General features: G+C 52.8%; 19 protein-coding genes. 9 read left to right on the top strand and 10 right to left on the bottom strand.

Features of this window, described 5'->3' with window-relative positions; genetic code table 11:
• Positions 1–91: 91 nt before the first annotated feature.
• Positions 92–733 carry an LVIS_2131 family protein gene (locus tag HEQ50_RS06920; RefSeq protein WP_168899790.1) on the bottom strand — a complete coding sequence of 214 codons (642 nt, stop codon included), beginning with the start codon at positions 731–733 and terminating at the stop codon, positions 92–94.
• Positions 734–931: 198 nt separating this feature from the next.
• Here HEQ50_RS06920 and HEQ50_RS06925 point away from each other — a divergent pair, with 198 nt between their 5' ends.
• Together HEQ50_RS06925 and HEQ50_RS06930 are read left to right on the top strand one after the other, a co-directional pair.
• On the top strand, positions 932–1,888 hold the full coding sequence (locus tag HEQ50_RS06925; protein WP_168899791.1) for a linear amide C-N hydrolase: 957 nt from the start codon (positions 932–934) through the stop codon (positions 1,886–1,888).
• A gap of 154 nt (positions 1,889–2,042) precedes the next feature.
• A complete protein-coding gene (locus tag HEQ50_RS06930) occupies positions 2,043–2,516 on the top strand; it encodes a C40 family peptidase (protein ID WP_168899792.1) in 474 nt (157 codons plus the stop codon).
• A 131-nt stretch (positions 2,517–2,647) separates the two neighbouring features.
• Here HEQ50_RS06930 and HEQ50_RS06935 read toward each other — a convergent pair whose 3' ends face one another.
• The 3 genes from HEQ50_RS06935 to HEQ50_RS06945 all read right to left on the bottom strand — a co-directional run bounded on the left by HEQ50_RS06935 (position 2,648) and on the right by HEQ50_RS06945 (position 7,645).
• Positions 2,648–3,004 carry a helix-turn-helix domain-containing protein gene (locus tag HEQ50_RS06935; protein ID WP_168899793.1) on the bottom strand — a complete coding sequence of 119 codons (357 nt, stop codon included), beginning with the start codon at positions 3,002–3,004 and terminating at the stop codon, positions 2,648–2,650.
• An 806-nt stretch (positions 3,005–3,810) separates the two neighbouring features.
• Complete coding sequence (locus HEQ50_RS06940; RefSeq protein ID WP_168899794.1) at positions 3,811–5,421, bottom strand: polysaccharide biosynthesis C-terminal domain-containing protein; 1,611 nt, start codon at positions 5,419–5,421, stop codon at positions 3,811–3,813.
• A 250-nt stretch (positions 5,422–5,671) separates the two neighbouring features.
• On the bottom strand, positions 5,672–7,645 hold the full coding sequence (locus HEQ50_RS06945) for a S9 family peptidase (protein WP_168899795.1): 1,974 nt from the start codon (positions 7,643–7,645) through the stop codon (positions 5,672–5,674).
• Between the two features lie 174 nt (positions 7,646–7,819).
• Here HEQ50_RS06945 and HEQ50_RS06950 point away from each other — a divergent pair, with 174 nt between their 5' ends.
• Together HEQ50_RS06950 and HEQ50_RS06955 are read left to right on the top strand one after the other, a co-directional pair.
• Positions 7,820–8,752 (top strand): ketopantoate reductase family protein, encoded by a 933-nt coding sequence (locus tag HEQ50_RS06950; protein ID WP_168899796.1) that lies wholly within the window; start codon positions 7,820–7,822, stop codon positions 8,750–8,752.
• A 182-nt stretch (positions 8,753–8,934) separates the two neighbouring features.
• The gene (locus tag HEQ50_RS06955) at positions 8,935–9,225 is read left to right on the top strand and encodes a hypothetical protein (protein ID WP_168899797.1); all 291 of its coding nucleotides are present in this window, start codon (positions 8,935–8,937) and stop codon (positions 9,223–9,225) included.
• Positions 9,226–9,401: 176 nt separating this feature from the next.
• Here the strand turns inward: HEQ50_RS06955 and spx are convergent, their stop codons facing one another.
• Positions 9,402–9,800: a transcriptional regulator Spx gene (gene spx, locus HEQ50_RS06960; protein WP_020089121.1), complete on the bottom strand. Its 399-nt coding sequence runs from the start codon at positions 9,798–9,800 to the stop codon at positions 9,402–9,404.
• A 537-nt stretch (positions 9,801–10,337) separates the two neighbouring features.
• Here spx and HEQ50_RS06965 point away from each other — a divergent pair.
• Positions 10,338–12,413 carry a sodium:proton antiporter gene (locus tag HEQ50_RS06965; protein ID WP_168899798.1) on the top strand — a complete coding sequence of 692 codons (2,076 nt, stop codon included), beginning with the start codon at positions 10,338–10,340 and terminating at the stop codon, positions 12,411–12,413.
• 867 nt (positions 12,414–13,280) lie between these two features.
• Positions 13,281–14,855, top strand: a complete 1,575-nt coding sequence (locus HEQ50_RS06970; protein ID WP_168899799.1) for a bifunctional UDP-sugar hydrolase/5'-nucleotidase — start codon at positions 13,281–13,283, stop codon at positions 14,853–14,855.
• Between the two features lie 153 nt (positions 14,856–15,008).
• Here HEQ50_RS06970 and rny read toward each other — a convergent pair whose 3' ends face one another.
• The 3 genes from rny to HEQ50_RS06985 all read right to left on the bottom strand — a co-directional run bounded on the left by rny (position 15,009) and on the right by HEQ50_RS06985 (position 18,369).
• Positions 15,009–16,613 (bottom strand): ribonuclease Y, encoded by a 1,605-nt coding sequence (gene rny, locus HEQ50_RS06975; protein WP_168899800.1) that lies wholly within the window; start codon positions 16,611–16,613, stop codon positions 15,009–15,011.
• Between the two features lie 98 nt (positions 16,614–16,711).
• Complete coding sequence (locus tag HEQ50_RS06980; RefSeq protein WP_168899801.1) at positions 16,712–17,404, bottom strand: YoaK family protein; 693 nt, start codon at positions 17,402–17,404, stop codon at positions 16,712–16,714.
• Positions 17,405–17,424: 20 nt separating this feature from the next.
• Positions 17,425–18,369: an alpha/beta hydrolase gene (locus HEQ50_RS06985; protein WP_168899802.1), complete on the bottom strand. Its 945-nt coding sequence runs from the start codon at positions 18,367–18,369 to the stop codon at positions 17,425–17,427.
• A gap of 204 nt (positions 18,370–18,573) precedes the next feature.
• On the opposite strand from HEQ50_RS06985, the gene HEQ50_RS06990 reads away from it, so the two are divergent.
• The 3 genes from HEQ50_RS06990 (at position 18,574) to HEQ50_RS07000 (ending at position 22,200) form a co-directional block, all read left to right on the top strand.
• Positions 18,574–20,382, top strand: a complete 1,809-nt coding sequence (locus tag HEQ50_RS06990; protein WP_168899803.1) for a M3 family oligoendopeptidase — start codon at positions 18,574–18,576, stop codon at positions 20,380–20,382.
• Positions 20,383–20,849: 467 nt separating this feature from the next.
• Entirely contained in the window at positions 20,850–21,272 is a 423-nt protein-coding gene (locus HEQ50_RS06995) for a helix-turn-helix domain-containing protein (RefSeq protein WP_168899804.1), read from the top strand.
• A gap of 76 nt (positions 21,273–21,348) precedes the next feature.
• On the top strand, positions 21,349–22,200 hold the full coding sequence (locus HEQ50_RS07000) for an SAM-dependent methyltransferase (RefSeq protein WP_168899805.1): 852 nt from the start codon (positions 21,349–21,351) through the stop codon (positions 22,198–22,200).
• Between the two features lie 338 nt (positions 22,201–22,538).
• Here the strand turns inward: HEQ50_RS07000 and HEQ50_RS07005 are convergent, their stop codons facing one another.
• Both HEQ50_RS07005 and HEQ50_RS07010 read right to left on the bottom strand, forming a co-directional pair.
• Positions 22,539–23,606, bottom strand: coding sequence for a YdcF family protein (locus tag HEQ50_RS07005; RefSeq protein ID WP_168899806.1), 1,068 nt, complete (start codon positions 23,604–23,606; stop codon positions 22,539–22,541).
• A gap of 44 nt (positions 23,607–23,650) precedes the next feature.
• On the bottom strand, positions 23,651–24,244 hold the full coding sequence (locus HEQ50_RS07010) for a TMEM175 family protein (protein WP_168899807.1): 594 nt from the start codon (positions 24,242–24,244) through the stop codon (positions 23,651–23,653).
• Between the last annotated feature and the right edge of the window lie 93 nt (positions 24,245–24,337).

The following is a 24,337-nucleotide window of genomic DNA, read 5'->3' on the forward strand; positions in this document are numbered from 1 at the left end:
ATTGGAACGCACTCAACCAGTGAGTGGTTCCAATTTTTTAATTGCTTTAGTTGTCGCGGTTAGTCAACCGCCTTTGTACCCACGCTTTCGCTTACCGACCGTAGCCGGAATCCTTTAACATAAAGGAATGATCCGGAATCCGAATCAACGTGAAGCGGTCCGCCAGTCGGCCGGCGTGTAGTCCGATGCCATTGACGAACGACTTCTTATACGTCGTTTCAATGACACCAACCCAGGCCTTCTGATGGCGCTGATCATACTTCGTTACTTTCTTTTCATCCCACTTATACGCGGATGCTGGCAGGTTAATCGGCTTTTTACCGTCCGAAACCGTGGCATCATTACTGCTGACCTGATATTTTTCGCCCTCAGTCAGGTATGTATACCGTTGTACCGGCTTCTTACCATCGCTATTATCCACCTCAACGTAATAGGCCGAGCCGGACGTGGACCCCGTGTTAATCACCAGGGGTTCGTACCGCGTGGTTTGATCGACCCGCGCGCCCAATTGGTTAACATTTTGGAAGAACGTCGTATAGCTCATGCCACCAAAGAACAATAGCCACACGACCAACTCAATCGTCGAGATGGTGAGGTTCCGCCAAGAGAAGCTGCGGTGTTCCTTCACGATTAATCGGATACGACGGACCCGCATGTCGTGAACCATCCAGACGAGTGTCACCAGGACGATTAGCCACAGGCCCATTCCCACTAAGTTCCATGCTGATTTCATAGTTCCCAATTCCCTTCCAAGAAACAGACCTCTTATGGGTATTTCTGTTCTCTATTAGCTTACGAGATTCGCGTCACGAATACAAGCGCTAGTTTTGTGGATTTCACCGCCAGCCGCCCAATCCCTACACGACCTTTAACTCTACCACAGCGTAGGCTATACTTAAATCAATTGTATCCTATTAAGGAGGAATGTCATGTGTGTACGAGTTTAACCTATACGTCCGCCGCCGACCACCATTTCTTCGCCCGTACGATGGATTTCCCAACCACCACGCCCTGGCGCCCCGTATTCTTACCCAGGCAGTATCGCTGGCAAACGGCCCTTCACGAGTCGCGAACAACCCGGTACGCCTTTCTAGGAGGTGGGCGGGCTGCCGCAGATTTCTCAGCCTATCTAATGGCCGATGGCGTAAATGAAAGCGGTATCACCTGTGCCGAACTCTATCTGCCGGGGGTGGCAGCATATGCCGCCGAGCCTCAGCCGGGACACATCAACCTCACGCCCCAAGACGTCATCAACTGGGTGTTGGGCGAACACGCCAGCTTGGCCGACGTGGTTGCCGACCTGCCCCGCGTCACCTTAGTCGCCCGCCGCTGGGGATCGGACGCCTACGTTTACCCCTTTCACTGGATTCTCAGTGATCGCAGCGGCCAAACGCTGGTCATTGAGCCGACCGGGGGCCCGCTGACAGCCCAACGTAACCCCGTGGGCGTCCTCACCAACACCCCCGTATTGGCGACCCATTTACAAAATCTCAACACCTTTCTGAAAGTTCCTGGCGCCGATTTCACGGGCGGTACGGTTACCGCCGCAAGGGATTACCTGGCCAGTGGCGCCCCCCTGCCAACCGGAACCGTGCCCACCCAACGCTTCATTCACATGGCGCTACGCCGTTGGGGGACACCCCCGATGACCACGACCGCCGCCAGTCTGCATCAGATTTTCCATTGGTTAGCCGAGGTTAGCCTGCCTTACGATCCCGCCAGACGACATCAAACGAATCATAATTACACCCATTACCGGGCCGTCATCGATATTTCAACCGCGACTTACACCTTTATTTCACGAAAATCTAGCCGTTTGCAACAAATGACGTTAACGCCAGAAATGGCGGCCCAACGGCATTATCCCCACGCCTATCCCGCAGAATAACGGCAAATGTTGCAAACCTTAACTTTACCTTTAATCCGATTGATATTCGTTTGAGACATTTCTGTAACAACTCCCTGATAGTATTAAGCATGTTGAATCGCATGAAAGAACATTTAATACTAAAAAATAATGAATAAGGAGTTTGTTTACATTTATGAAGAAGACGCTAACTAAAATTGTATTATCCCTGATCGCTATGGTGGCCTTTACGGTTGCCGGCATCGCTGTTAACCAACCCGTTAATGCTTCTGCCAAGACGGTATCCTACAGTAAGTTACATAAGGTTGCAAAGGCCCAATTGGGCAAACCTTACGGCTGGGGGTCCACTGGTCCTTCCCGTTTTGATTGCTCTGGTTTTACCAGCTACGTCTACAAGAAGGGTGCTTCCAAGAAGATTCCTCGGACGGCCCAAGCCCAATACAACAAGTACAAGCACGTGAGCTACAAGAACATCAAGAAGGGTGATTTGGTCTTCTTCGGTGGGTCCAAGCGGTCCATCTCTCACGTTGGTATGTACGTCGGTCATGGTAAGATGATTGATTCTCAAAACCGTGGTGTCGTCACCGAAGCCGTTCATGCCCCTTGGTGGCACGCTGTTGGTTACGCACGGGTCGCAACCGTCAAATAAAGTTTCGTTCATCTTCATAAATTGAATAAGCTGTATCCCCCGTCGTGCGTCGCGATGGGGGATTTTTTTGCATTAAAAATTGTCGACCGCCCACCAGCAATCGACAATTCGAATCTACATCCATAACCTCGTCAATGTTGAAACATCACCACTACCCAGCCCACGGCGACCAGCAAAGGGAAAACCATCCACCAATTTTTAGAGAAGAACTCCCAGCCGTTCATGGGACGCTGGCCTTCTGGTAGAACACTGCGCGACTTTGCCGATTCTGTCGACTTTTCGGTCGTTTGGCCACCTACCAGCTCATTGAGGTCGACCTGTAGGAGATTGGCCAACTTCACCACCGTATCCAGGTCCGGGGTCGTCTCCCCCTGTTCCCACTTCGAAATGGATTGCCGCGAAACGAATAGTTCGTGGGCCAGCTGTTCCTGTGACAAATTCTGCTGCCGTCGTAATTTAACAAGTTGCCGATTAAAGACATTTTCCATCTTTCTCATCCCCCTTAGTTGGCTTAATCATACCCAAAACTACGCGGGCAGACTAGCGAACAGCACCGAACAACCAGCCCTTTGCCCGGGCGAGTTGCGCCCGCCACGGTTGCGAAAACCGTTGCGAACGGCGTCATTTCAACATTTCGATCAAGATACCCGTAAACAAAAGGTTGAAAGATAGAAAATAGCTAGGATTCCTGATGTGACAAGGATAACAACCATTATAATATGATAGTCGCGTACTGGCCGCCTTACCGTTCGCCAAATTTGGTCTGGATCGCTGTGGGCAGGACGGTAAAAGCCAAAGAGCTGTCTTTTCCCTCGCTTTGAGCCGAAAAACCACGTCTCAAAGTCGCCATTTCCCAAGTGAACCATTTGGAAAATCCCACGGCTGAGACCAAATTTGACTCACTCACGGCTACATGAGGCGTATCCAATAAGCTGGCGGAACGTTGCCATCCCAGCGATGTCACCGCATATTTACTCGGTTTCAACCATCGTAACCGGAGGCAGCCAGAACCGATGGCCGTAGCCGTGACAGCGGTGTTAGCTGTGCAACAGCTTACAGCGCGGGACGTGTTTGGAGACTGACGGTTTTAGTCAGGCTTCAAACCGAGCCGGAGGACCGCTTCTCAGGCCGCAGGCGGTCCCCACAGCGCCGGAATCTCTGGCAGCCGCAGGTGATTGGTGATGACTAATTTAATGGCGATAAGCCGCGCCAGCTGGGGACTGAAATGTGTTTGTGGACTTTCAACCTTTAGCTGTAAATTAAAAGCCCAGACCCTAAGTCTAGACTTTAACGTTTAACGTCGAATTTCAAGTTTTAAAGGCCGTTTAAAGATGAGTTCTGCCACGCCCAAACGATTGGCCAGCCAAACGTAGATGCCCACGGTAATCAAGCCCAAAACGCCAACATATCCCATCGTTAAGAGTTTTCCCGTGAAGAAGACGCTCCCCACCAGCCACTGACACCCATCAACCAGCACCGTGGCCAACACGGCAAAGATAACATTTAGCCGAACAATCGGGACGATCGCCGCCAGCTTGACGGCGTAACTCCGGCGAATCAACCGCCAGCTAACCACGGTAATCCATCCAAACGCAATCCCGGTGGTCAGTAACGCCCCGTAGCCTTGGAAACAGTAGACCATCGGCAACTGCAAGACAATCTTAATCCCCAATCCCGCCAAGAGGTAGGTCGTCGCCTTTTTACTCATGCGCAGTGCCTGTAGCACAGTCAAAAGGTCCAAGGCAAGACCGAGAATCAGGCTTTGCCACACGTTGGCAATCAGGTAAGTCGCCCCCGCACCATCGAAGTTAAAGAAGATGCCATAGGTTGGAAAGGCAAAGACGCTGACTAAGATCACCAGCGGTAACAGCACGAACGTCAACAGTTGAAAATTGTTCATCAATAAATCACTGATCTGGTGCCGATTCTTCTTGATATCGGCCAGTTTGCCCGCTAACAACGGTAGGGACGTTTCCGCCACCGCCATGGCAAGGGACACAATCACCGTGGTAATCTTATTGGGGTTCGCCGAGAAAATGGTGAAGACGTATTGCGTCATCGCGGCCGATTGATGCAGTAACCCTTGCATAATCTGCTTAAAAAACAACTGATCCACCAACTGGCTCAACGTGATGCCGGACCCCACAATCACAAACGGAATCGATTCGTAGCCAATCATCTTAAGGAGCTTCCCGGCCGCATGCTGCTTTCCCGTTTGACTCTTAGCCGTTAAACGACGATAGGTCCCACGTTGGCGCCATAGATGGCCCAACAGATACAGATAGCTCGCGATTGCGCCCACAAAGGCCGCCGCGACGCTGACAAAGACCGCCGCAACATATCCTTGATGACTGACCTCGATCAGCCAGTAGGTCCCGCCCAGGATCACAATGATCCGAATAAATTGTTCCCACAGCTGAGAAATTCCGAACGGCTTGAGGTCACCATTTCCCTGGAACCAGCCCCGTAAAATACTCATCGACGGGAGAATGACGATTGCCGGTACCAAGCACCGAATGGCAATCGTCGCGTTGGCTACCGAACTCACTGGACTATTGGCCGCTAACACGGGCGCTAGACCATAGAGCAGCCCCCCGCAGATTAAGCCCGAGACCACCATGAAGCCAAATCCGGCAACCGCAATGTGTTTAGAGTTAATAAAGCTATCTTCCCCATTAAAAAAGGCCACTCGTCGCGCAATCGCGGACGGAAACCCCGCTGTCCCCAACGCAATGAATAACGCATACGGCGTGTAGGCCGTGTTAAACAGCGCCTGCGCCACGGTTTGATGTTGGGGTGACCCAATCATCGCTAACCACGGAATCAGGTACACAACCCCCAAAATCCGCGAAAAAATGCTCCCAAACGAGAGCCAAAATGAACCCGAAATAATTTTTTTATCCATTAGTTTTGCACGCACCAATTCAGTCTAAGTGTCAAAGCACCACTCGCAAGGATACTCTTCTCATCCCCCACTGTACATAACCAATCCGGGAACACCGGGGAAATATCCGACAGACACAGGTGACAGTAAAGGCTAATTTAATGGCAGCAAGCCTGGCTAACCGGGAATTAATCAATTTTTAAGCAACCAAAAGAAAAGCGAGACCCACCCCAACGGCCGGTCTCGCTCATGATGCATCCTATCTTTAATGTTAATCGCGTCTTACCGTTGGATGGGCCGTAAACCAACTGGTCATGTCGTCGATCCGTTGAATCCGTAAACTCGGTAACCCATTTCGGGAAACGCCGTGGAAACTCTGGGGGTAGCGAATCAAGTCCGCATCGACCCCATTGCGTTTAACGGCGGTGAAGAACTCCTCGGACTGGCTGATTGGACAGCGCATGTCCCACTCCCCGTGGAGCAGGCGAATCGGCGTGGTCACGTTCTGCGCGTAAGCCAGTGGTGATTGCTTCCAATAGGCCGCAACGCCACCTTCCGCAAAGAGATCGACGCCCAGTTCCTCTGGATTGAAGTAAAAGCCAATGTCACTGATCCCAAACAGACTAATCCAATTGGTCACCGACCGCTGGGAGACGGCCGCCGCGAACCGCTTAGTATGGCCCACGGCCCAGGTCGTCATGAAACCACCATAGGAGCCCCCGGCGATGTATTGCCGGTCGGCATCCAATTCGGGGAATTTTTCCAAGGCCACGTCTAACCCGGTCAGGACATCGCTATAATCATCTTCACCGTAGTGACCGTTGACGTGGCTTTCAAAGGCCTGCCCGTAACTGGTTGAGCCCCGTGGGTTGAAGAAGACCACGCCGTAACCACGACTCGCGTGGACTTGGAATTCATAGAAGAAGGCTTCCCCGTAGTTGGCGTGAGGCCCCCCGTGAACGTAAAGCAGGACGGGGGTCTTGGCCGCCTGCGTTTGTGCCGGTAAGTACCAGCCCTCTAACGCCTGGCCGTCCGCGGCCGTGTAATCAAAGCGCTGAGGATGCGCGAATTCATGCGTATTCTCGTAGGCCGCGTTGGGGTCGTAGCGCACCGTCTCCCCCTTGTCAGTTAACGAAAATGTGACTAATTGACTGGGACAATCCTGATAAGAAACGCTTAGCGCCAACGTTTCGCCATCAATCACGTCAAAGTCCACAATCTGGCGTGCCGTATCATCGACTAACTGGATGCCCGCCTGATTGCCCACGTAAAGTTGGCTGTGCCCGTGATAGGCCGTCACAAAGACGACGCGCTGGGCATCCAACCATCGCACTAACTTACTGCCCGGTTGCTGGACAAAGTCTCCGGCAAATTCCGGCGCCGGGTCCGCATCCAAGTCGTCGGTTAAACTCGTCAGCTCACCGCCCGTTGCCGCCACCACATAAACATTGGCAACGGTATGGCGCCCGGCCACCCCGTTATCGCCAACCAAGGCGACCCGCTGGCCATCTGGCGATAACGTTGCATCTTCAAAATGGCCGTGCGTCAAGCTGGTCGTTAGATTAACGGTCGTCCCAGTCTGCGTATCCACACAATAGGCCCCCCGCGTAAAGTCGCGATCGTTTGCCGGCTGGTCATCGTGTAGGAGCGTCACGTAGCGGCCATCGGCACTGACCGAGGTCAAACTAAACGCAAATCCCCGTTGGCAGACCTCCTCCACTGCCCCCGTGGCGGGCAAGTAACGGCGTAAACGATAGGTCACGTGTTGCGGTAGCCAGCCGTACCCATCGGCCTTGTTAATCAGGCGCGTCACGTGGCGCGTCGTGGGAAAGGTTTCTTGATTCGGAAGCTTCGGCAATTCGGCCGTTTCCGTGGTCGTAAAATACACGCTACTGCCGTCCGCGGCCGCAATAATCGTTTCGACGGCCTCATCCGGCGTGGTCGTGGTCAACTGTGTCGCGTCTCCGCCGGTTGGGGCCACGGTGAAGAGCTGAGGCTTCGCATCCCCCACCTGCGCCGCATAGTAGACCTGATCGCCCGCCACGGCCGGTTGTCGATTTAACCGACCATTCACCGCAACATCTTGCGTAGCGCCCGCTGAATTAACACGCTTGAGTCGCGACCAATAGCGATTGCTGGCTTCATCAATCCCGTTTTCAACGACATAAATCTGATCACCGACGGCTAACGTTTGGGAAACCGACTTTAGTTCGAAAAGATCTTGGGCCTTCACACCTTGAGACATACACAGCACTCCTTCGTTTTATAAATATTCTCATTATTTTCTCATTAAATAATTATTCCCAATATTAAGCCAGCACTTAAGTGATGTCAATTATCCTTCACCGGGATTACCGCCCCGTTCCAACAAGAAACCTGCTACACTGGAGGTAATCAATTCTGAAGGAGTGAGCTTGAAATGAAAATTGCAATTGCCGGCGCGGGTGCCATGGGTAGTCGGTTTGGCGTAAAACTTCAATCAGCTGGTAACCAGGTCACGTTGATCGACAACTGGGCCGAGCACGTGGCCATCATCCAACAACAGGGCTTGACGGTAACGACCGATGACGGGACCGACCACGTTTATCACATGACGGCTAAGCGGCCACAGGATGTCACGGAACAGTTCGACCTGGTCATCCTCTTCACTAAAGCCATGCAGATGGACCAGATGCTCCAACAACTCAGCGGGGTGTTGGGCAATCAACCCGCCGTCTTAACGTTGGCCAATGGGATCGGCAACATTGAGACGATCGAACGCCACGTACCCAAGGACCACGTTGTTGCTGGCACCACGGTTTGGTCCTCCAGCCTCACCGGACCGGGCCACATCACGGTGACAGGCACCGGGAGCATTTCGCTTCAGGCCATCGTCCCCGACAAATTCCCCGACCTGCCCGGCTTAATTGCCACCCTGAACGGCGCCGGCTTGAATGCCAGTCCCGCCGAAAATGTTCTGGCCGCCATCTGGAAAAAAGCCGGCCTAAACAGTGTGCTCAACACCTACTGCACCCTATTTGACTGTAACATTGCCGAATTTGGTGGCCTACCGAATTGGCGGGAACTCAACGATGCCGTACTCTCCGAATTCGAAGCCGTGGCGACTGCGGCTAAGATTCAATTCAGCGCGGCCGACGTCACGGCCTTGATCGCCGCGCAATTCGATCCCAGCAAGAACGGCGGTCACTACCCGTCCATGCACCAGGATATGGCGAAGAAACGGCCAACCGAAATCGACTTTCTCAACGGTTACGTCGCTCGGCTCGGGGCGAAGCTCAACGTGCCAGCCCCCACGAATGCGCTACTAGCTCAACTCATCCACAGTCAGGAAAGTCTCAAGGGCATTAAGTAACGTAAAAACGTCAGCACCACGCTCTGTGGTTTTGCCACTATATATAGAAATTGACCATCTTTTCACCCCATATCTAGTTGTGTTTTCTTAAATTTCATCGTACTATAGACTTATAGTTAATTTTGACTGCCCGTTAGTCCCAGCGGCTAACGACGGCATTAAACCTAGGAGGGCTAGAGACGATGGATGTTTTAAGAAGATCACAAACCACCATGTATCCGGGTGGTCTAACCGTGGAAAATCCGGCAGGCGAACACGCACCGTTTAACCCCCGGCAGATTCACGCTGCGCTAACCGCCCTCACCAACGATCCAACCGTCGTACATCGTGTGGAAAGCTTAATCGTGGCCCAGTTAGCGGGCTTTGACGTGGTCGCAACGGGCACTATCGAAGCGACCGTGATCGACACCCTAGAGCAGCTGGGCTACACGAATATGGCCCGGAGCTACCGCAAGCAACAACACGTACTGTGACTTTAATTTAACTGTCGTTAAAAGTGCTGAGCCGTCCGCCCAGCACTTTTTATCATCGTCATATCCAACAAAAAAGCGATTACCCATGAAGCACGGTAATCGCTGTCTCTTATAATGTTAAAACCTCTTGCCACAAAAAACCGACCAGCACTCCCCCGAGAACTGATCGATTCGGCCTATGAGCTTAATTGTGATTCCAAATGGTGTAATTCGGCTGTCCGCACTTCACGTGGTAAGAACCGACGAATTTCCTCTTCGTTGTACCCCACTTCCAAGCGCTTATCATCAAAAATGATTGGCCGCTTGATGAGATCTGGGTACTTAACAACTAAGTCGACGAGTTGACTCACCGATAAACTATCGAGGTCTACGTGTAATTCTTTAAACACGTTCGACCGGGTAGAGATGATGTCCTCGCTGCCATTTTCAGTTAAGCGTAGAATCTGCTTAACTTCGGCGGCATTCAATGGCTTGGACTTGATATTCCGTTCGTTGAACGCAATGTCATGGTCCTTAAGCCATGCCCGTGCCTTCCGACTGGATGCGCTACTTGGCGCAATATACAAATTGATCATATCTAAGCACTTCCTTATCGTTGGATTGAGTAACGATAGAAAAAACAACTGACTTATCTTGGTTCCCCCCGAACATTTCACTGAACTATCTAGTAGAACCAACTTATATGTTACCACAATTGAATGAATAATCAACCCTTTTTGGAAACTTTCTAAATCAGGTGCCACATTTTTAAGTGGGTTGGTTGGGCTCACCAACTATTTTTAACGACCGAAATCGTCTTGTGATAAATGGTTAATATTGCCGTAATTACCGTTATCTAGCCCACCACAAAGTTTGAACAGTGACGTAACTATCCCCAATTGACGGCCAATCACCCCCAAAAGAACGCGCCAGGCGTCTCTTTTTGCCTAATATGTATTAATATTCACCTAGTTCGTTTAATTATTCATTTATTGGAATGAACCCCTTCATAAAAGCGCTTACCCAAACGCACTAAACTGGCTAGTTTTTTATTTTGCCGATTATTTCTACCGCCCTTTTTGAACGGAGTGGCGTAAAATAGGGACATCTTATTACTCTGGAGGAATTTTGTCGTGCTCGCCTTTTATGCCATCATCTTACTGATCTTAGCGACCATCGTCGCCAATACGATTTATCCCTACTTTCCCGTCATCCCCAAGGCCTTTTACCAAATCTTCATGGGGGCGCTGCTCTCACTGGTTCCCATGTACCACCACTTCATCCTGGAACCCGAGATGTTCATGCTCATCATCATTGCTCCCCTGATGTTCTACGATGGTCAAAACGCCAACGCTCACGAACTCCGTCAAAACGTGGGGTCAATCGTCTCCATGGCAGTGATTCTGGCCGTCCTGACCGTCATCGGCATGGGTTATCTCAGTCACGCCGTCTTAGCTGGCATTCCGCTGGCGCTCACCTTTGCTTTGGCCGCCATCGTCACGCCAACAGACGCGGTCGCCGTCTCTTCCATCACCAGCAATATGGCGGTCCCAGAACGGGTCATGGGCATGTTGGAACGCGAATCCCTCTTCAACGATGCCTCCGGTTTGGTCGCCTTCAACCTTGCGCTGGCCGCATTTACCACCGGCCACTTCTCCGTAGGGGCTGGGATCAAACACTTCTTCGTGGTCTTTCTCGGTGGCCTTCTGATTGGCCTGGTTCTGGGCATTGCCGCCGTGATGATTCGGGTCTATCTGGTTCAAAGCGGCAAGGATTCTTCCAGTGTCATCGTGCCATTTGATATTATGGTTCCCTTCTTAATCTACCTCGCCGCCGAACACTTAGAGCTGTCCGGGATTCTGGCCGTCGTCGCCGCTGGCCTAATCTACAGCGCCTCGACCAATCAGCTGCGCCTATCCAGTACGCAACTCCAGTTGGTCTCGCGCTCCACGTGGGGTATCTTCACCAATATTTTAAACGGCTTCGTCTTCGTTCTACTCGGCGTCTCGCTCCCCACCGTGTGGGTAAATATTCAACATGATCATAATAAATCATTAACCAGTTTTATTCTCTTAGCCGTTATTTTATATCTGGTCATGCTGGCGCTACGTTACCTCTGGATTCGCCTGGACTGGGCGCTGATTCGTTCTAAAAAGGCCGAGCGTCCCCAAAATGCCTTGATTGGCGCGTTGTCCGGGGTTCACGGTACGATTACACTTGCGATGGCCTTCTCGCTTCCCTTAACCCTACACGGGACCGCGTTTCCCTACCGGAACACCATGATTTTTGTCGCCGCCATCGTGATTATCCTGAGTTTGCTGGTGCCAACACTCGTGCTTCCCTTCATCCTGCCCAAGAAACAGGTTGCCGTGGACCCAGCCGTTGTCGCACAACAGCGAAAGGCTCTCGTGGCCTACGCCTCCGAACGACTCGTCCAGGAAAATCCGGATAATCCGGTCGCCACGCAGACGGTGATCGAAATTCTAAATAGCCAGGCCACCGGTGCCCGTCCCGACAAGAAGAAGACGCGGGCCCTGTTGAACCACGCCACGCAAATTGAGGTTCAGACCGTCCAAAAGCTCGCGGACGACGGCGTTATTCCCAACGGTTACGCCAACCGTTACGTCCGAATGCTGGTCCTAAAGTCGCAGATGACCAGTCACAATCCATTTGTGAATCTCACGCTGTGGGCCCGCTTCTTCTGGCACCGACTGACGTTCATGATGAGCCGCAAACGCCGACGGAACAAGCGTATCGCCGAACAACAGCGCCGCTTGCAAGCCGGCCATCCTACCGCTGAACAGCTTCAGCAACAATCTCAGCGCATTCAACAGGAAAACCACCAGCTTCAGCGGTCTAAACGCCGCGATCCCCGGGCAAGTGCGCGCCAACGGGAAAACTTTTTGAAGATTGAGCAGGACATTTACGCCAACGTCATCGCCTTCCTGACAAAAGTCTCCACGGTCGACAACCAAGCGGAGGTCAACTCCGTTCGGAACTACTACAACGCACGGCATCGCCGCTTTGAATCGACCAAGTCCAGCGACCACCAAAACGAATTATTTATCCAAGCCTTTCAATACGAATACACGTATATTCGCCAACAGAGAACGGCGGGCACCATCCCCGTTGAATTGGCGGACGAACTCTACCAACAAGTCTCAACTGATCAAATGCTCTACACCCAAGAAATTGCGGAAACGGCCTAACTTTCTCGACCACCGTCATATTTTCTTCACAATTACCTGTTATAGTTAGCCACATAACTTACGAATTTACGAACGAATAAGTTGATAATTTTACTCCTCCAAAGTAAAAATTACGGTCGATCCGCTATGGTATCGGCCAAACTCCAAACGTAATAAACGTTTTTTCTTCAAGCAGCAACGCGGACATTTTGGTTCGGTTGCTGTTTTTTTGTATAAGAGTGCGGAACAAGCCGTTTAGATTCTGAGCATTAGGGAGTTAAGAGGCTTCTGTTCGGCTTCGCCGGGCAGGAGTCTCTTAACTTTCTAAGCGCAAGAATCTGGCTTGTGGAGCACGTTTCAGAAGCCGCATGTTTCTCAAGTCCCCGGGCGAGAGAAAGTCCAACGCTTCGAACCATCCTAACGACACGACACCACAGCCGACTCGGTGCTTAGCCGGGTTAAGCGCAGGGACCTGCCTGGGTGAACACGTTTCAACGGCCGCATATTTTCCAAGTCTCCGGGCAAGAGAAAGTCCAACGCTCCAAACCAACAAGACCACCAACACCCTATGCCGGACAGGAGTACCTTATTTTTCTAAGCGGAGGAAGCTGGCTGGCGTAACACGTTTCAGCGGCCGCATGTTTCCCAAGTCCCTTGGCGAGAGAAAATCTCCTCTCCAAAAAAATTCACATTGCCACATTTCCTTCAAAGAAATCGGTTACATATCCCCTTAACCCCCGCTTTGTGAGAAAACCCCTCATAATTACAGAGAATTTGCCATCGTAAATTTACACTCGGAACAAACTAGCTTATAATTTCTTTAACACGTTATAGATTTGGCGGCTGTTCGCTAATAATCTGTTAGACGTTATTGGAGGGTGAGATCTAATGAAGCTGACAATTTTATCCACAAGCGATACCCACGGGTACGTCTTTCCCACGAACTACGTGAAGAAGGGCAGTCACCTGGGTTTCGGATTGGCCCGTGCAGCCACCGTAATTGCTCAGGAACAGGCTACCGCGAAGGCCCAGGGCCCCGTGGTAACCATTGAAAACGGTGATTTTTTGGAAGGATCACCACTGGCGTACTACGTGGCCCGGGTCAAACCCGACCGCAATCCCCAGCCACTGATGGCCATTTACAATCAGATTGACTACGACTGCGGCATCCTCGGTAATCATGAGTTTAACTACGGCCAGAAGTACCTACAGGCCGCCATTCGTGATGCCAAACGAACAATTCTGTGTGCGAACATTTTAGACAACAATGGCGAGCCCGAATACGGCCAACCTTACCGCATCATTGAAAAGGATGGTATCAAGATTGGCGTCTTGGGGCTCACCACCCAGGCCGTCTATAAATGGGAAAAGGCCACCAATATCAGTGGTCTCCAATTCGAATCAGCCTACATAGCAGCCAAGAAATACGTGCCGATTATTCGCGAACAAGCTGACATCGTCGTGGTGTGCTATCACGGCGGCTTTGAACGCGATCTGACGACCGGCAAGCCCAATGACATTCACGTGGGCGAAAACGAAGCCTACCACATTCTAGAGGCCATTCCCGGCATCGACGCCCTGGTCACCGGCCACCAACATCGCCAGTTAGCCACGGATGTCTTTGATATTCCGACCACGCAGCCGGGCTTTCGGGGGCAAGCCATCGGGAAGATCACGCTGGACTTGGAACGTGACGCCACGGGAAAGGTGACCGTGGTTGACCACACCTCCGAACTGGTCTCCGCCGCCGATGCGCCGCTCGATCCCAAGGTGCTGGCAGCTGCGGACGGCTTGAATCACGAGGTCGGCCACTGGCTGGACCAACCGCTCGGTCACATCAAGGGGGACATGACCTTTACCGATCCCTTTGCCGCGCGGATCGACGAGACTCCCTACATTGAGTTCATTCAAAAAGTTCAAATGGCCACGATGGGCGCGGATATTTCCGCCACGGCCCTCTTTAACGATGAGGCCCGGGGCTTTGAGAACCCCATTACCATGCGCAACATCATGACGAACTACGTCTATCCCAACGGGTTATCCCTCTTAAACATTACGGGGGCGGACTTAAAGGGCGCGTTGGAAGTCACCGCGCGTTACTTCAGTTCGCAGGACGGCAAGATCATTGTCAATCCCGCCTTCATTCATCCCAAACGCCGCCAATACAATTACGACATGTACGAAGGCATTGACTACCGCATCAACGTGGCGAAACCCATGGGCCACCGCATTGAAAACCTCACGTACCACGGTCAACCCATTGCCGATGATCAGCATCTGCGGATCGCGTTGAATCAGTATCGGGCGGTCGGCGGCGGTCACTATCCGATGTACAGTGCCGATAAGATCCGGGCCGAAAGTCAGGGCGCGATGAGTGAAATCATTGCCGACTACCTTCAGGCACACCCCACGATCGATGCCACGGCGAACAAGAACTTCACGGTGGTTTACGATCCCGACTAATTTTGACGTTGTTAAGCCGTTATCACGGTTATCTCTCAAACGAGATACTCGTGATAACGGCTTTTTTTCGGTTAAATCACCGCCAATCAAAAAAACAGCCGCGGCCCCAGCGCAATTCCCGCTGAGACCCGACTGTCTGACCGCCGCACGCGCTTAGGCGTTCGCCGCTTTTTTCTTCTTGTGTTTCTTCTTTTTCTTCTCATCGCCCACGTATTCAACCGCCGTAGACGTGCGAATCGTGGTGACCTTAATCTTACCCGGATAGGTCAACTTCGCTTCGATCTGTTGGGCCACCTCTTGGGTGAGGTTGGCCGCCGCATGATCGTCCAGTTCCTGAGGTCTCACAATGATCCGCAGTTCCCGGCCGGCCTGAATCGCATAGCTTTCCGAGACGCCTTCTTGATCGTTGGCAATCTTTTCCAGCGCGCGCAGGCGGTTGATGTAATCCTCAACCGATTCGCTTCGTGCACCCGGCCGCGCACCGGAAATGGCATCGGCCGCCGCCACAAGATCCGACAGCGGTGAGGTCTTCTCGACATCCCCATGATGGGCCGCGATGGCGTTGATGACGACTTCATCCTCACCGTATTTCTGCGCAAATTCCGTCCCAATCTCCACGTGGGTGCCTTCGACTTCGTGGTCAATGGCTTTCCCCAAATCATGGAGCAGGCCGGCGCGCCGTGCTAACCGCGTGTTGTAGCCCAAACGTGCCGCCATAGCTCCGGTTAACTGGGCCACTTCGATCGAATGCAGCAGGACGTTTTGACCATAACTGGTCCGGTACTTGAGGCGCCCAATGAGTTTCATCAGATCGGGATGCATCCAGCCCACGTGTAACAGGCTCACGGTCTGTTCCCCAGTCTCCCACAGACTGTGGTTAACGTCGCGTTGGGCATTTTCAACCTGCGTTTCAATCTGCGTCGCCGAGATTCGTCGACTAGCCACCAGGTTCGTCAGGGCCACTCGGGCCACTTCCCGGCGAATCGGATCGTGCGTACTGATAAACAGCGTGGTGTTATCGTCCGGTACAAAAATCAAATCGGTCCCGGTCAACGTCTCGAGGAGTCGAATGTGCTGACCCTCGCGCCCAATAATCTTACTGCGAATCTCGCCGTTAGGGACGGTGACGGTGTGTTCCAGGTGTTCCTTAGGCAAATCTTGGGGGCCACTCTCGGTGGCGGACAAGACGACATCCTTGGCCCACCGTTCAGCGCTGGCCTCCGCGTTATCGTTCAAGGCTTTGACTTCGACATCCCGATCCCGTTTCAAATCAAGCTCGGTCGCCTGAACGACAGTATCCTGTGCCGTCTTCGTATCCATCCCCGCCTGTGTGGCCAAGGTCTCTTCGCGCTTCTCGCGAAGTTCCCCCGCTTGATCGTGCAGGAGATGAATGGCCTGCCGCTGCTCGCGGTTGGCCTGACTGCGTTCATCCAACATGGCTGTCTGATCGTCCAATCTCACGGTCATTTGGCCCAATAACTTGTCCCGTTGCTGTCGGCGCTGTTCTCTTACCTGAATATCATTCTGTTGTTCGGTCAGTTCGTCTTCTACGGATTGTTGATAGGCCAGGGTCGCACGTTGACTCTTCTCGTGGAGTTGTGCCACCTTTTCCTTGGTCTGCTCGGTTGCCTGGGCAATAATCTCGCGGGCTTTGGCCTGAACCGCCAATAATTCCGTCCGGTGCTGTCGTTGTCTCACGAGGTAGCCGAGCACCAGCCCGATCAACAACAGACCGATAATTAGTCCTGTTATTAACAATATGCTGTGCTCCTTAGTTTTCAGTCCCGAGAAGGTCTCGGGTGGGTTGGTCACTTATCTCGTTAATTATACGCTATTTACGGCCACAACCCAACCGTTCAGACAATTGGTTTTTCCATCGCGGCCGGCACGAACAACCAGCAGAGCAGCAGTAGCTTGAACCCACAGACCACCCAGAGCACGTCAAGTATCGCTAAATTGGCGAGCCATACGCCCAACGCACATCCCGCCAGAAAGGTGATCAGCACGCTGATCAGCTGAACAAACCGGTGACGTGCGACCCGATCGTGGTCAAATACCGCCCGGTAAAAACTGGTCGCTAGGTTCTTGGTATTGCCCGTCATGACACCATTATTGATGGCCACACCGCCCACTTGCCGAAAGGTCGTCAGCTCATACCCGGCGACAATCCCCAACAGGAAGAGTAACCACGGATCGGCTAAGGCCTGTTGGAAAAGGGCTATCGCCGCGTACGCCACGACATCAATCACCATCAACCACCGCATCTGCCGCCGTGGATTTCCCTGACTCATACGTTCGCTCAATCCCTGGGCCACCAAACAGCCGATAAAGTACCCTACCCACACGAAGCCATTGGTCCAGGCTGCTTGCCAACCAGCCGTCACCAGTTTGACCACGCCCACGACCAGATTTCCCGTCTGGGCGCTGACGAAGGCCTCACCGTGTTTAAGAAAGGTATCGGCGTCAACGATCCCCATCACGAGGGTCGCGCCCAGGGCTAAGATAGTCGCGGTTAACGGCCGAAATTGCTTGGTGACTACGGGTTCCATACGGGGTCATCTCCTCCAGTTCAGTGCACGTATTCGGCTAAGAAGGCCTTGACCTTTCGCGTGTAGCGGGCCGGGCTGTGGGACAGTGCCGCGGCGTGCTTGGCCCCGGGAACCACCAACAATTGTTTTGGCCCGGCATCGGCCCGGTAGACCTGGTAGACCATCCGGGTGGGCACAAAGGTATCGGCCCCACCGTGAATAAACAGCATCGGCTTGTGATTCTTCTTCACGGCCGCCACCGCATTTGCGTCCTTAAAATGAAAGCCGGCCTTCGCCTTGGCCACCGCACTGGTCAGCGGCACCAACGGCCAGTAAGGAATGTTGTACATCTGCTTGGCCTGATACGTAATCTCCGCCTGCGCATCGGTGTAGCCGCAGTCTTCGATGTAGGCCTTTAGCTGGCTCGGAGTCTTCAGGCCACTGGTCATCATGGTCGTCGCCCCACCCATGGACACGCCGAACAAGACCACTTGGGACTGTTTGCCTTGCTTAGCGATGACCTGGTTGACCCATTTCAGATAATCCTTGCTCTCGTAATAGCCGTAGCTAATCACCTTGCCTTGACTCTGACCCTGACCACGGGTGTCGGGGATCAACGCGTTATAGCCCAGTTGATGGAACATCGCGACGTAACCGCCCATGGCTTCCTTGTTGGACCCAAAGCCGTGCACCAACACCACCGTCTTCTTGGTGGCCTTGGCGGCAGGGATGTAGTCCGCAACGAGCTTTAAATTCGCTCCAGCGGCCTTCTCCGTCCAATGTTGCTTAGACACGTCCCGATACCATTTCTTCTGGTGATACAGCGGATCGCTCTTCTTAAGTGCCGTACTGGTGGCCACAAAGCTCTTCTTGCCACTAGCGACCGTCATATTGTAGAAGTACAGACTGGCCCCCAACAAGCCGCCGGCGATTAAGACGACGACCACACCTAGGGTAATCAATCCCCATTTTTTACGTTTACTCACAATTGCTTCCTCCCAATTCTCTCTTGTGTTAGTATACGAAGTTCTTGGGACCAGCGCAACGAATAAGAAGTTTGCTATAATAGGCTCAACCTGTCCCCGGCAATCAGTCATTGGGCCGTAAAACTGGTGGGACACGTCCCACTCAATCAGTGGCTGACCGGTGGGATAAGACCAGAACGTTTCTACACTTAGGAGGCTTTTCGGATGAAGTATTCATTGAATTGGGATCTGGATTCACTCTTTAGCGGCGGGATTAACTCCGCCCAGTTAAAGGCAAAATTGGCACAGCTCAAGACGGCCATTGCGGCACTCGGTGACCTGTTGGATCGGTGGGATGCGGCTAGCGATGCCCCGCAGTATCAGCAATTTATCAAGCTCATCAACCAGCTACAGGCGATCGAAGCCGGGATTGGTCAGGCCGGCTTGTTCATCTCCGCCGTGGGATCGGCCGACATCAACAATCCCGAGGTGGCGCCGGTCAACGCGCGGCTCAGTCATTTGGAGACGGAAGCCGAGAACGTCAGTGGCAAGCTGAAAAAGGTCCTGGTGCAGGTGCCCAATGCCAATTTCACGGCAATGCTGGCCCAACCCGACCTGCAGCCCCTGGCCTTTAACCTGCGGGAGATGCGTGATGAGGGCAAGGAATTGCTCGACGACAAAACGGAAGCCCTGATTAGCCGGCTAGACCTCGACGGTAAATCCGCTTGGAGCGCCCACTATGACTCTTTGGTCGCAACGGTTAGCGTGCCCTTCCACGATGCCAACGGCCAACCCGTCACCCTTTCTGCCGGGCAAGCCGACAACAACCTATTGGGTAATGCCGATCCCCAGTACCGTGCCGAGCTCTTACCCGCTTGGGAACAGGCCTGGGCGGACAAGGAACAGCTCTTTGCCGACACGCTGAACCACTTGGCGGGCTTTCGGTTAACCGAGTACGCCGCGCACGGTACCACCGACTTCTTGCGGCAACCGCTCAAGGATAACCGGTTAAGCGCGGAAACGCTCAATACCATCTGGCAAGTCGTGGACGACAACAAGCAGTTCTTGCTCGACTACCTCGACCGTAAGGCGGCCTTGCTGGGCAAGAAACACGCCGGCTGGCAAGACGTGGAGGCCCCGCTCAACCTGCCGGGCAGTCAGCTCCACCACTTTACGTACGACGAGGCGGCGGCCTTTATTATCAAACACTACGGTGAATTCTCCCCTAAGATGGCGGCCTTAGCCCAACACGCCTTCGAAAACCACTGGATCGAGGCCGAGGACCGCGCGGGTAAGGCGCCCGGTGGCTGGATGGAAAGTGCCCCGGAGACCCATGAGGCGCGGATCTTCATGACCTTTACCGGCTCACCCAACGACGTGTCCACGCTGGCGCACGAACTGGGCCACGCCTTCCACTCGAGTGTCATGAGCGACCTGCCCTATTTCCGCCAAGACTACGCGATGAACGTGGCGGAGACGGCCTCGACCTTTGGCGAACTCATCGTGGCGGACGCCAACGTCAAGGCCGCCCAAACCCCCGCCGAGAAGATTTCCCTGCTCAACGCCAAGATGGACAACCCGGTGGCTATGTTCCTGAACATTCGGACCCGCTTCCTCTTTGAATCCCGTTTCTACCAGTTACGGCAGCAAAAGTTGGTCACCCCAGCCGAGCTGAATGAACTGATGCTCAACGCCCAGAAGGAAGCCTTTGGCCACGACCTGTCGACCTACTCGCCTCATCTGTGGGCCAGCAAGTTGCATTTCTACATCGACGACCTGTCCTTCTACAACTTCCCGTACGTCTTTGGCTACCTCTTCAGCCTCGGTATCTACGCCAAGGCCCAACAGACCGGCAACTTCGAGGACCGCTATATCGCCCTCCTGCGGGACACGGCCAACATGTCCACGGAAGACCTGGCCCGCAAGCATCTGGGCGTCGATCTGACCAAGCCGGACTTCTGGTTAGCCGGGGTCAACCTGATCAAACGCGACGTAGCGGAATTCATGCGGCTCACCGATTCACTGGTCAAATAGCCAAACTAAAGTTTGAAAGTTTATAAACACGCTCCAGTCCCCAGCTGACAAGGTTATCGCCATTAAGTTAGTCATCAGCGACCGCTGGTTACGATGGTTGAAAGCCACTAAACGTGCGGTGATATCGCTGGAATGGCAACGTTCGGCCAATTCAATTGGATACAACTCATGTAGCCGTGAGTGAGTCAAATTTGGTCTCAGCCGTGGGAGTTTCGAGTGCGTCTCTCGAAAATGGCGACTTTGAGACAGGAACTTTTGGCTCAAAGCGAGGGAAAAGACAGCCCTTTGGCTTTTCCCGTCCTCCCCACCGCGTTCCAGACCAAATTTGGCGAACGGTAAGGCGGACAATATCGCCTTATCGTCCATAGAGACGTTTCAACTTCTGGTCAAATCATCAACTTTCGATTAAAAGCAACGCTAAGTGGTATAATGAGCGTAAAGACTATCGAAAGAAACGGGTGAGTTGAATGTTTCCTGAACGACTTCGCGCTTTACGACGCGGCCAACACATTACATTGGGACAACTGGCCAAGGCCTTAAACGAACAACAGTCCGTGGGGCCAGATGACCACGGCAATACGGCTTCCCAACTCGGTAATTGGGAACGCGGTATTCGGACCCCCTCCTTTATTGAGGTTCGCAAGCTCGCGGAATACTTTGATGTCACCATGGATTATCTGACGGGTAAAGCGGAACGCGACGAGTACGATCTGGGCCGATTGTTCCTATCAGGTAAACAGCTCAGCTTCAACCGCGAGTTGTTGAGTGGCCGCGATCGCTACGAGATTTACCAGCTAATCGATGGCTACCTCCATGGCCGGGAAAACCGCGTCACACCACCGGACACGAATCAACAAGAAGAATTGGATCTCCACTTAGATGATCACTAAACGTCAGGAGTCGACCGGTGTCTGTCGGTCGGCTTTTTCGTCACTTTAACGTCGCACTCTAGAAAGGACCTTTCCCGTGAACCCAAAGAAATTACGTCAGCTCAAAAAGAAGATTCGTCACCAACCCTTAATGCAACGAAAGACCGCCTACATTGCGCGGATGACGGACTACTATCACCAATTTAACGCCATTCCGGCGGCTAAGATCCTCATCAGCAACGTCCTCCTGGCCGACCGGATGTTGGCGGCCGGCGACCTCCCCCAACAGGTGCCCCTCCTGCAATTGCCCGATGATATTCAGGATCAGATCTTTAAGAAGTTGGGCGAACAGTATCCGGCGGGTGATGCCACCGGCGACAAGCTTTGGAATGACCTAACCGCGGCACTGCCGGACTTGGACCACGACTTGCGATCATTCCGTGATTATTTAGAAAACCACTACGGGATGTGGGCCTACACGTCGGCCCCATTTGTCGCGGACCTCGCGAAATTCGTGGGCGACCGCGCCGTGCTGGAAGTCATGGCGGGGAACGGCTACATTTCCAAGGGCCTGCGTGATGCCCACAAGACCGTCTACGCGACGGATAGCCAGGCCTGGACCACTGAAAACGAAACGGGGCGGCACCCCCTGACCAAGATTGAATCCCTGGCGGCCGTGGACGCCTGGCAGAAATACCAGGACCAGGTCGGCGTGGTCGTCATGTCCTGGTCACCGGACGGCTTACCGCTGGACTGGGAACTCCTACAGGCGATTCGTGCCGCCAACCGGGACGTGGACTTTGTGGTCATCGGCGAACCCCACGGTGCCACCGGTTCCGAGGCATTCTGGAACCACGCCGACCTGCTGGAAAATCAGGCCACGCGCGATCTCAACCGCCACTTTACCCAGATTGATCTGGTTCAAGACCACGTGTACTTAGTGAAATAGCCCACGAAATATTACAAATCAAAAAGTTAACCGCTACTGGTTTACCCACTATTAACCATTTGATATCATATGTATGGCTAATCGGAGAGGGAGGAACCAAATATGGTCGCATTCGGGAATATTTTATTTTACGGCTTGGGAACTTTACTGATCATCGCAGTGGGCTACGCGGCATTTGCCAGCTATCAAGCACATCGTGACGAATAACGCAAGAAGCACTAACCGGTGACGGTTAGTGCTTCTTTTAGTTAGGTTAAATATGATTTTAAAATTGTCACCACAACCATAAACTTCATTCGTCTCAAAGTCTCCTCTTGATATCCTCTAAAGCATATTCTTTATTGATACTCCGCCCAAACCAGCACAAGACTCAACAGAAACATGAGGCCAATGGCAATCGCGTGCCAGCGTTTGTTGCCCACGAAAATAGCGATGTATTCGCGGATAATCGCATTAGGCAGGAAGAACTTGGCGGTGTGGGCCCCAATTCCATTAGCCGGGACCCCCGCCTTACGGGCAATCATCCCCGCTCGAAAGGTATGGTAGCCGTTGGTCACGAAGGTAATCTTCGGCTGAACGGTCCCCCGCGCATCGATAATCTTCTTCGAAAAAATCATGTTCTCGTACGTCGTCTTGGATTGGTCCTCGGCAATCGCCTGTTCCGGTGGCAGGCCGTGATCGATGGCGTATTGGCGCATTGCCACGCCTTCCGCCACCGTTTCGTCACCCCCCTGACCGCCGGAGAAGATAATCACGGGTCCCTGTCCAATCTTGCGGAGTTGTTTGCGATAGAACTTCAGCGCACGGTCAATCCGACGCCCCAGTAACGGTGACACCTCGTTTCCATTTAGCAGGCCGGCACCCAGCACAATCAGGTAGTCCTGCCGATAGCGCGGATGATTAAATTGATAGATCACCAGCATCGTTAAATAGTTGTAGAACCAAAAGAGCACGTAGAAAATAACCATTCCGGGAAATAGATTAATAAACGTCGCAATCGGCACGGGCAGATAAAGCGAGGTCCAGCGCACGATGAACGGGGCCAGCAGAATCGCGATCCCCAAAAACAACGTCAGCATGTTGGCCAGCGTATGACTCTCTCGCCGCCAGACAATCCACGCATTCCACAAGAGAAGGAACGCTTGCAGGACGAACGCCAGACCAATCAGTAGGATCACCCCGATAAAGAGAATCAGGCTGATGCCAAATAACCATTTATTGCCAAAACCGATAATGGAAATGGCCAGCATCACCATCGTGGAATAGAAAAATAGCGAAAACCAAATCCCATTGCTGAGACGGCGTTTCTCAATCGCGTAGCGGGTAAAGAAGATGGCGCCGAATAGTAGCGGCACCACCCAGCCCCAGTAGACGACCGGGGGGACGTTGAATAATTCATCTTGCATGAAATGCCTCCAAAAGACTTGATAATCCTAGGATAACACGGATCTTACGAAAACAAACGGTCACTATCCGCTGGCGTCAAAATAGCCATCATGATGAGCTCCAACAACGTAAAGACCAGTGAAACCGGTGGCCAATAGAAAATCAACGCGACTACCCCGGCCCACACCAGCCAAAACCAAATACTAGCGTGCATCCGGTAAACCGACATGCGCCGAATCTTTTGCGCAATCTCGGGATGATCCCCCTGGTTGGCCCGCATGATGGTGTAAGATAACGCGGCGTAGGCCCACGCCCACAAGGTGAAAACCATGAAATAAAACAATTCGGGCTGCACGTCGTTGATGAACCGCCCGGCCCAAGCCGTGGATACCGGCAACATGCTCATGGTCAGAATCCAGAAATTATTGACCCAGTAAATCCGCTTGGTCACCCGTTTAGTCAGGCTAAACATGTAGTGGTGGTTGTACCAAGCCACGCCAATAAACAGAAAACTAATCAGGTAGGCCACCAAATAGCTCCAATTAGCCATGAGTGCCGTAAACGTCGGTTCCTCAGGCGTCTTAAACTCCAACACCATGATGGTCAATGCAATGGCAACGACGGCATCGGTGAAGGCCTCCACCCGTCCTTTATTCATTCAAAAGTCCCCCTCGAAAATCTGTGATGCTTTTAGAATAGCATATTCGTTTACAGACGGCGTGATTAAGGCCCACCACAATTAAATCAACCA

It is taken from the genome of Lactobacillus sp. HBUAS51381, assembly GCF_012641095.1.
Taxonomy (GTDB): domain Bacteria; phylum Bacillota; class Bacilli; order Lactobacillales; family Lactobacillaceae; genus Levilactobacillus.

Excerpts from the sequence above, each read along its gene's own strand:
- HEQ50_RS06920 (WP_168899790.1), bottom strand. The coding sequence starts at position 733 with ATGAAATCAGCATGGAACTTAGTGGGAATGGGCCTGTGGCTAATCGTC.
- HEQ50_RS06930 (WP_168899792.1), top strand. The coding sequence starts at position 2,043 with ATGAAGAAGACGCTAACTAAAATTGTATTATCCCTGATCGCTATGGTG.
- HEQ50_RS06935 (WP_168899793.1), bottom strand. The coding sequence starts at position 3,004 with ATGGAAAATGTCTTTAATCGGCAACTTGTTAAATTACGACGGCAGCAG.
- HEQ50_RS06940 (WP_168899794.1), bottom strand. The coding sequence starts at position 5,421 with ATGGATAAAAAAATTATTTCGGGTTCATTTTGGCTCTCGTTTGGGAGC.
- HEQ50_RS06945 (WP_168899795.1), bottom strand. The coding sequence starts at position 7,645 with ATGTCTCAAGGTGTGAAGGCCCAAGATCTTTTCGAACTAAAGTCGGTT.
- HEQ50_RS06950 (WP_168899796.1), top strand. The coding sequence starts at position 7,820 with ATGAAAATTGCAATTGCCGGCGCGGGTGCCATGGGTAGTCGGTTTGGC.
- HEQ50_RS06955 (WP_168899797.1), top strand. The coding sequence starts at position 8,935 with ATGGATGTTTTAAGAAGATCACAAACCACCATGTATCCGGGTGGTCTA.
- spx (WP_020089121.1), bottom strand. The coding sequence starts at position 9,800 with ATGATCAATTTGTATATTGCGCCAAGTAGCGCATCCAGTCGGAAGGCA.
- HEQ50_RS06970 (WP_168899799.1), top strand. The coding sequence starts at position 13,281 with ATGAAGCTGACAATTTTATCCACAAGCGATACCCACGGGTACGTCTTT.
- HEQ50_RS06980 (WP_168899801.1), bottom strand. The coding sequence starts at position 17,404 with ATGGAACCCGTAGTCACCAAGCAATTTCGGCCGTTAACCGCGACTATC.
- HEQ50_RS06990 (WP_168899803.1), top strand. The coding sequence starts at position 18,574 with ATGAAGTATTCATTGAATTGGGATCTGGATTCACTCTTTAGCGGCGGG.
- HEQ50_RS06995 (WP_168899804.1), top strand. The coding sequence starts at position 20,850 with ATGTTTCCTGAACGACTTCGCGCTTTACGACGCGGCCAACACATTACA.
- HEQ50_RS07005 (WP_168899806.1), bottom strand. The coding sequence starts at position 23,606 with ATGCAAGATGAATTATTCAACGTCCCCCCGGTCGTCTACTGGGGCTGG.
- HEQ50_RS07010 (WP_168899807.1), bottom strand. The coding sequence starts at position 24,244 with ATGAATAAAGGACGGGTGGAGGCCTTCACCGATGCCGTCGTTGCCATT.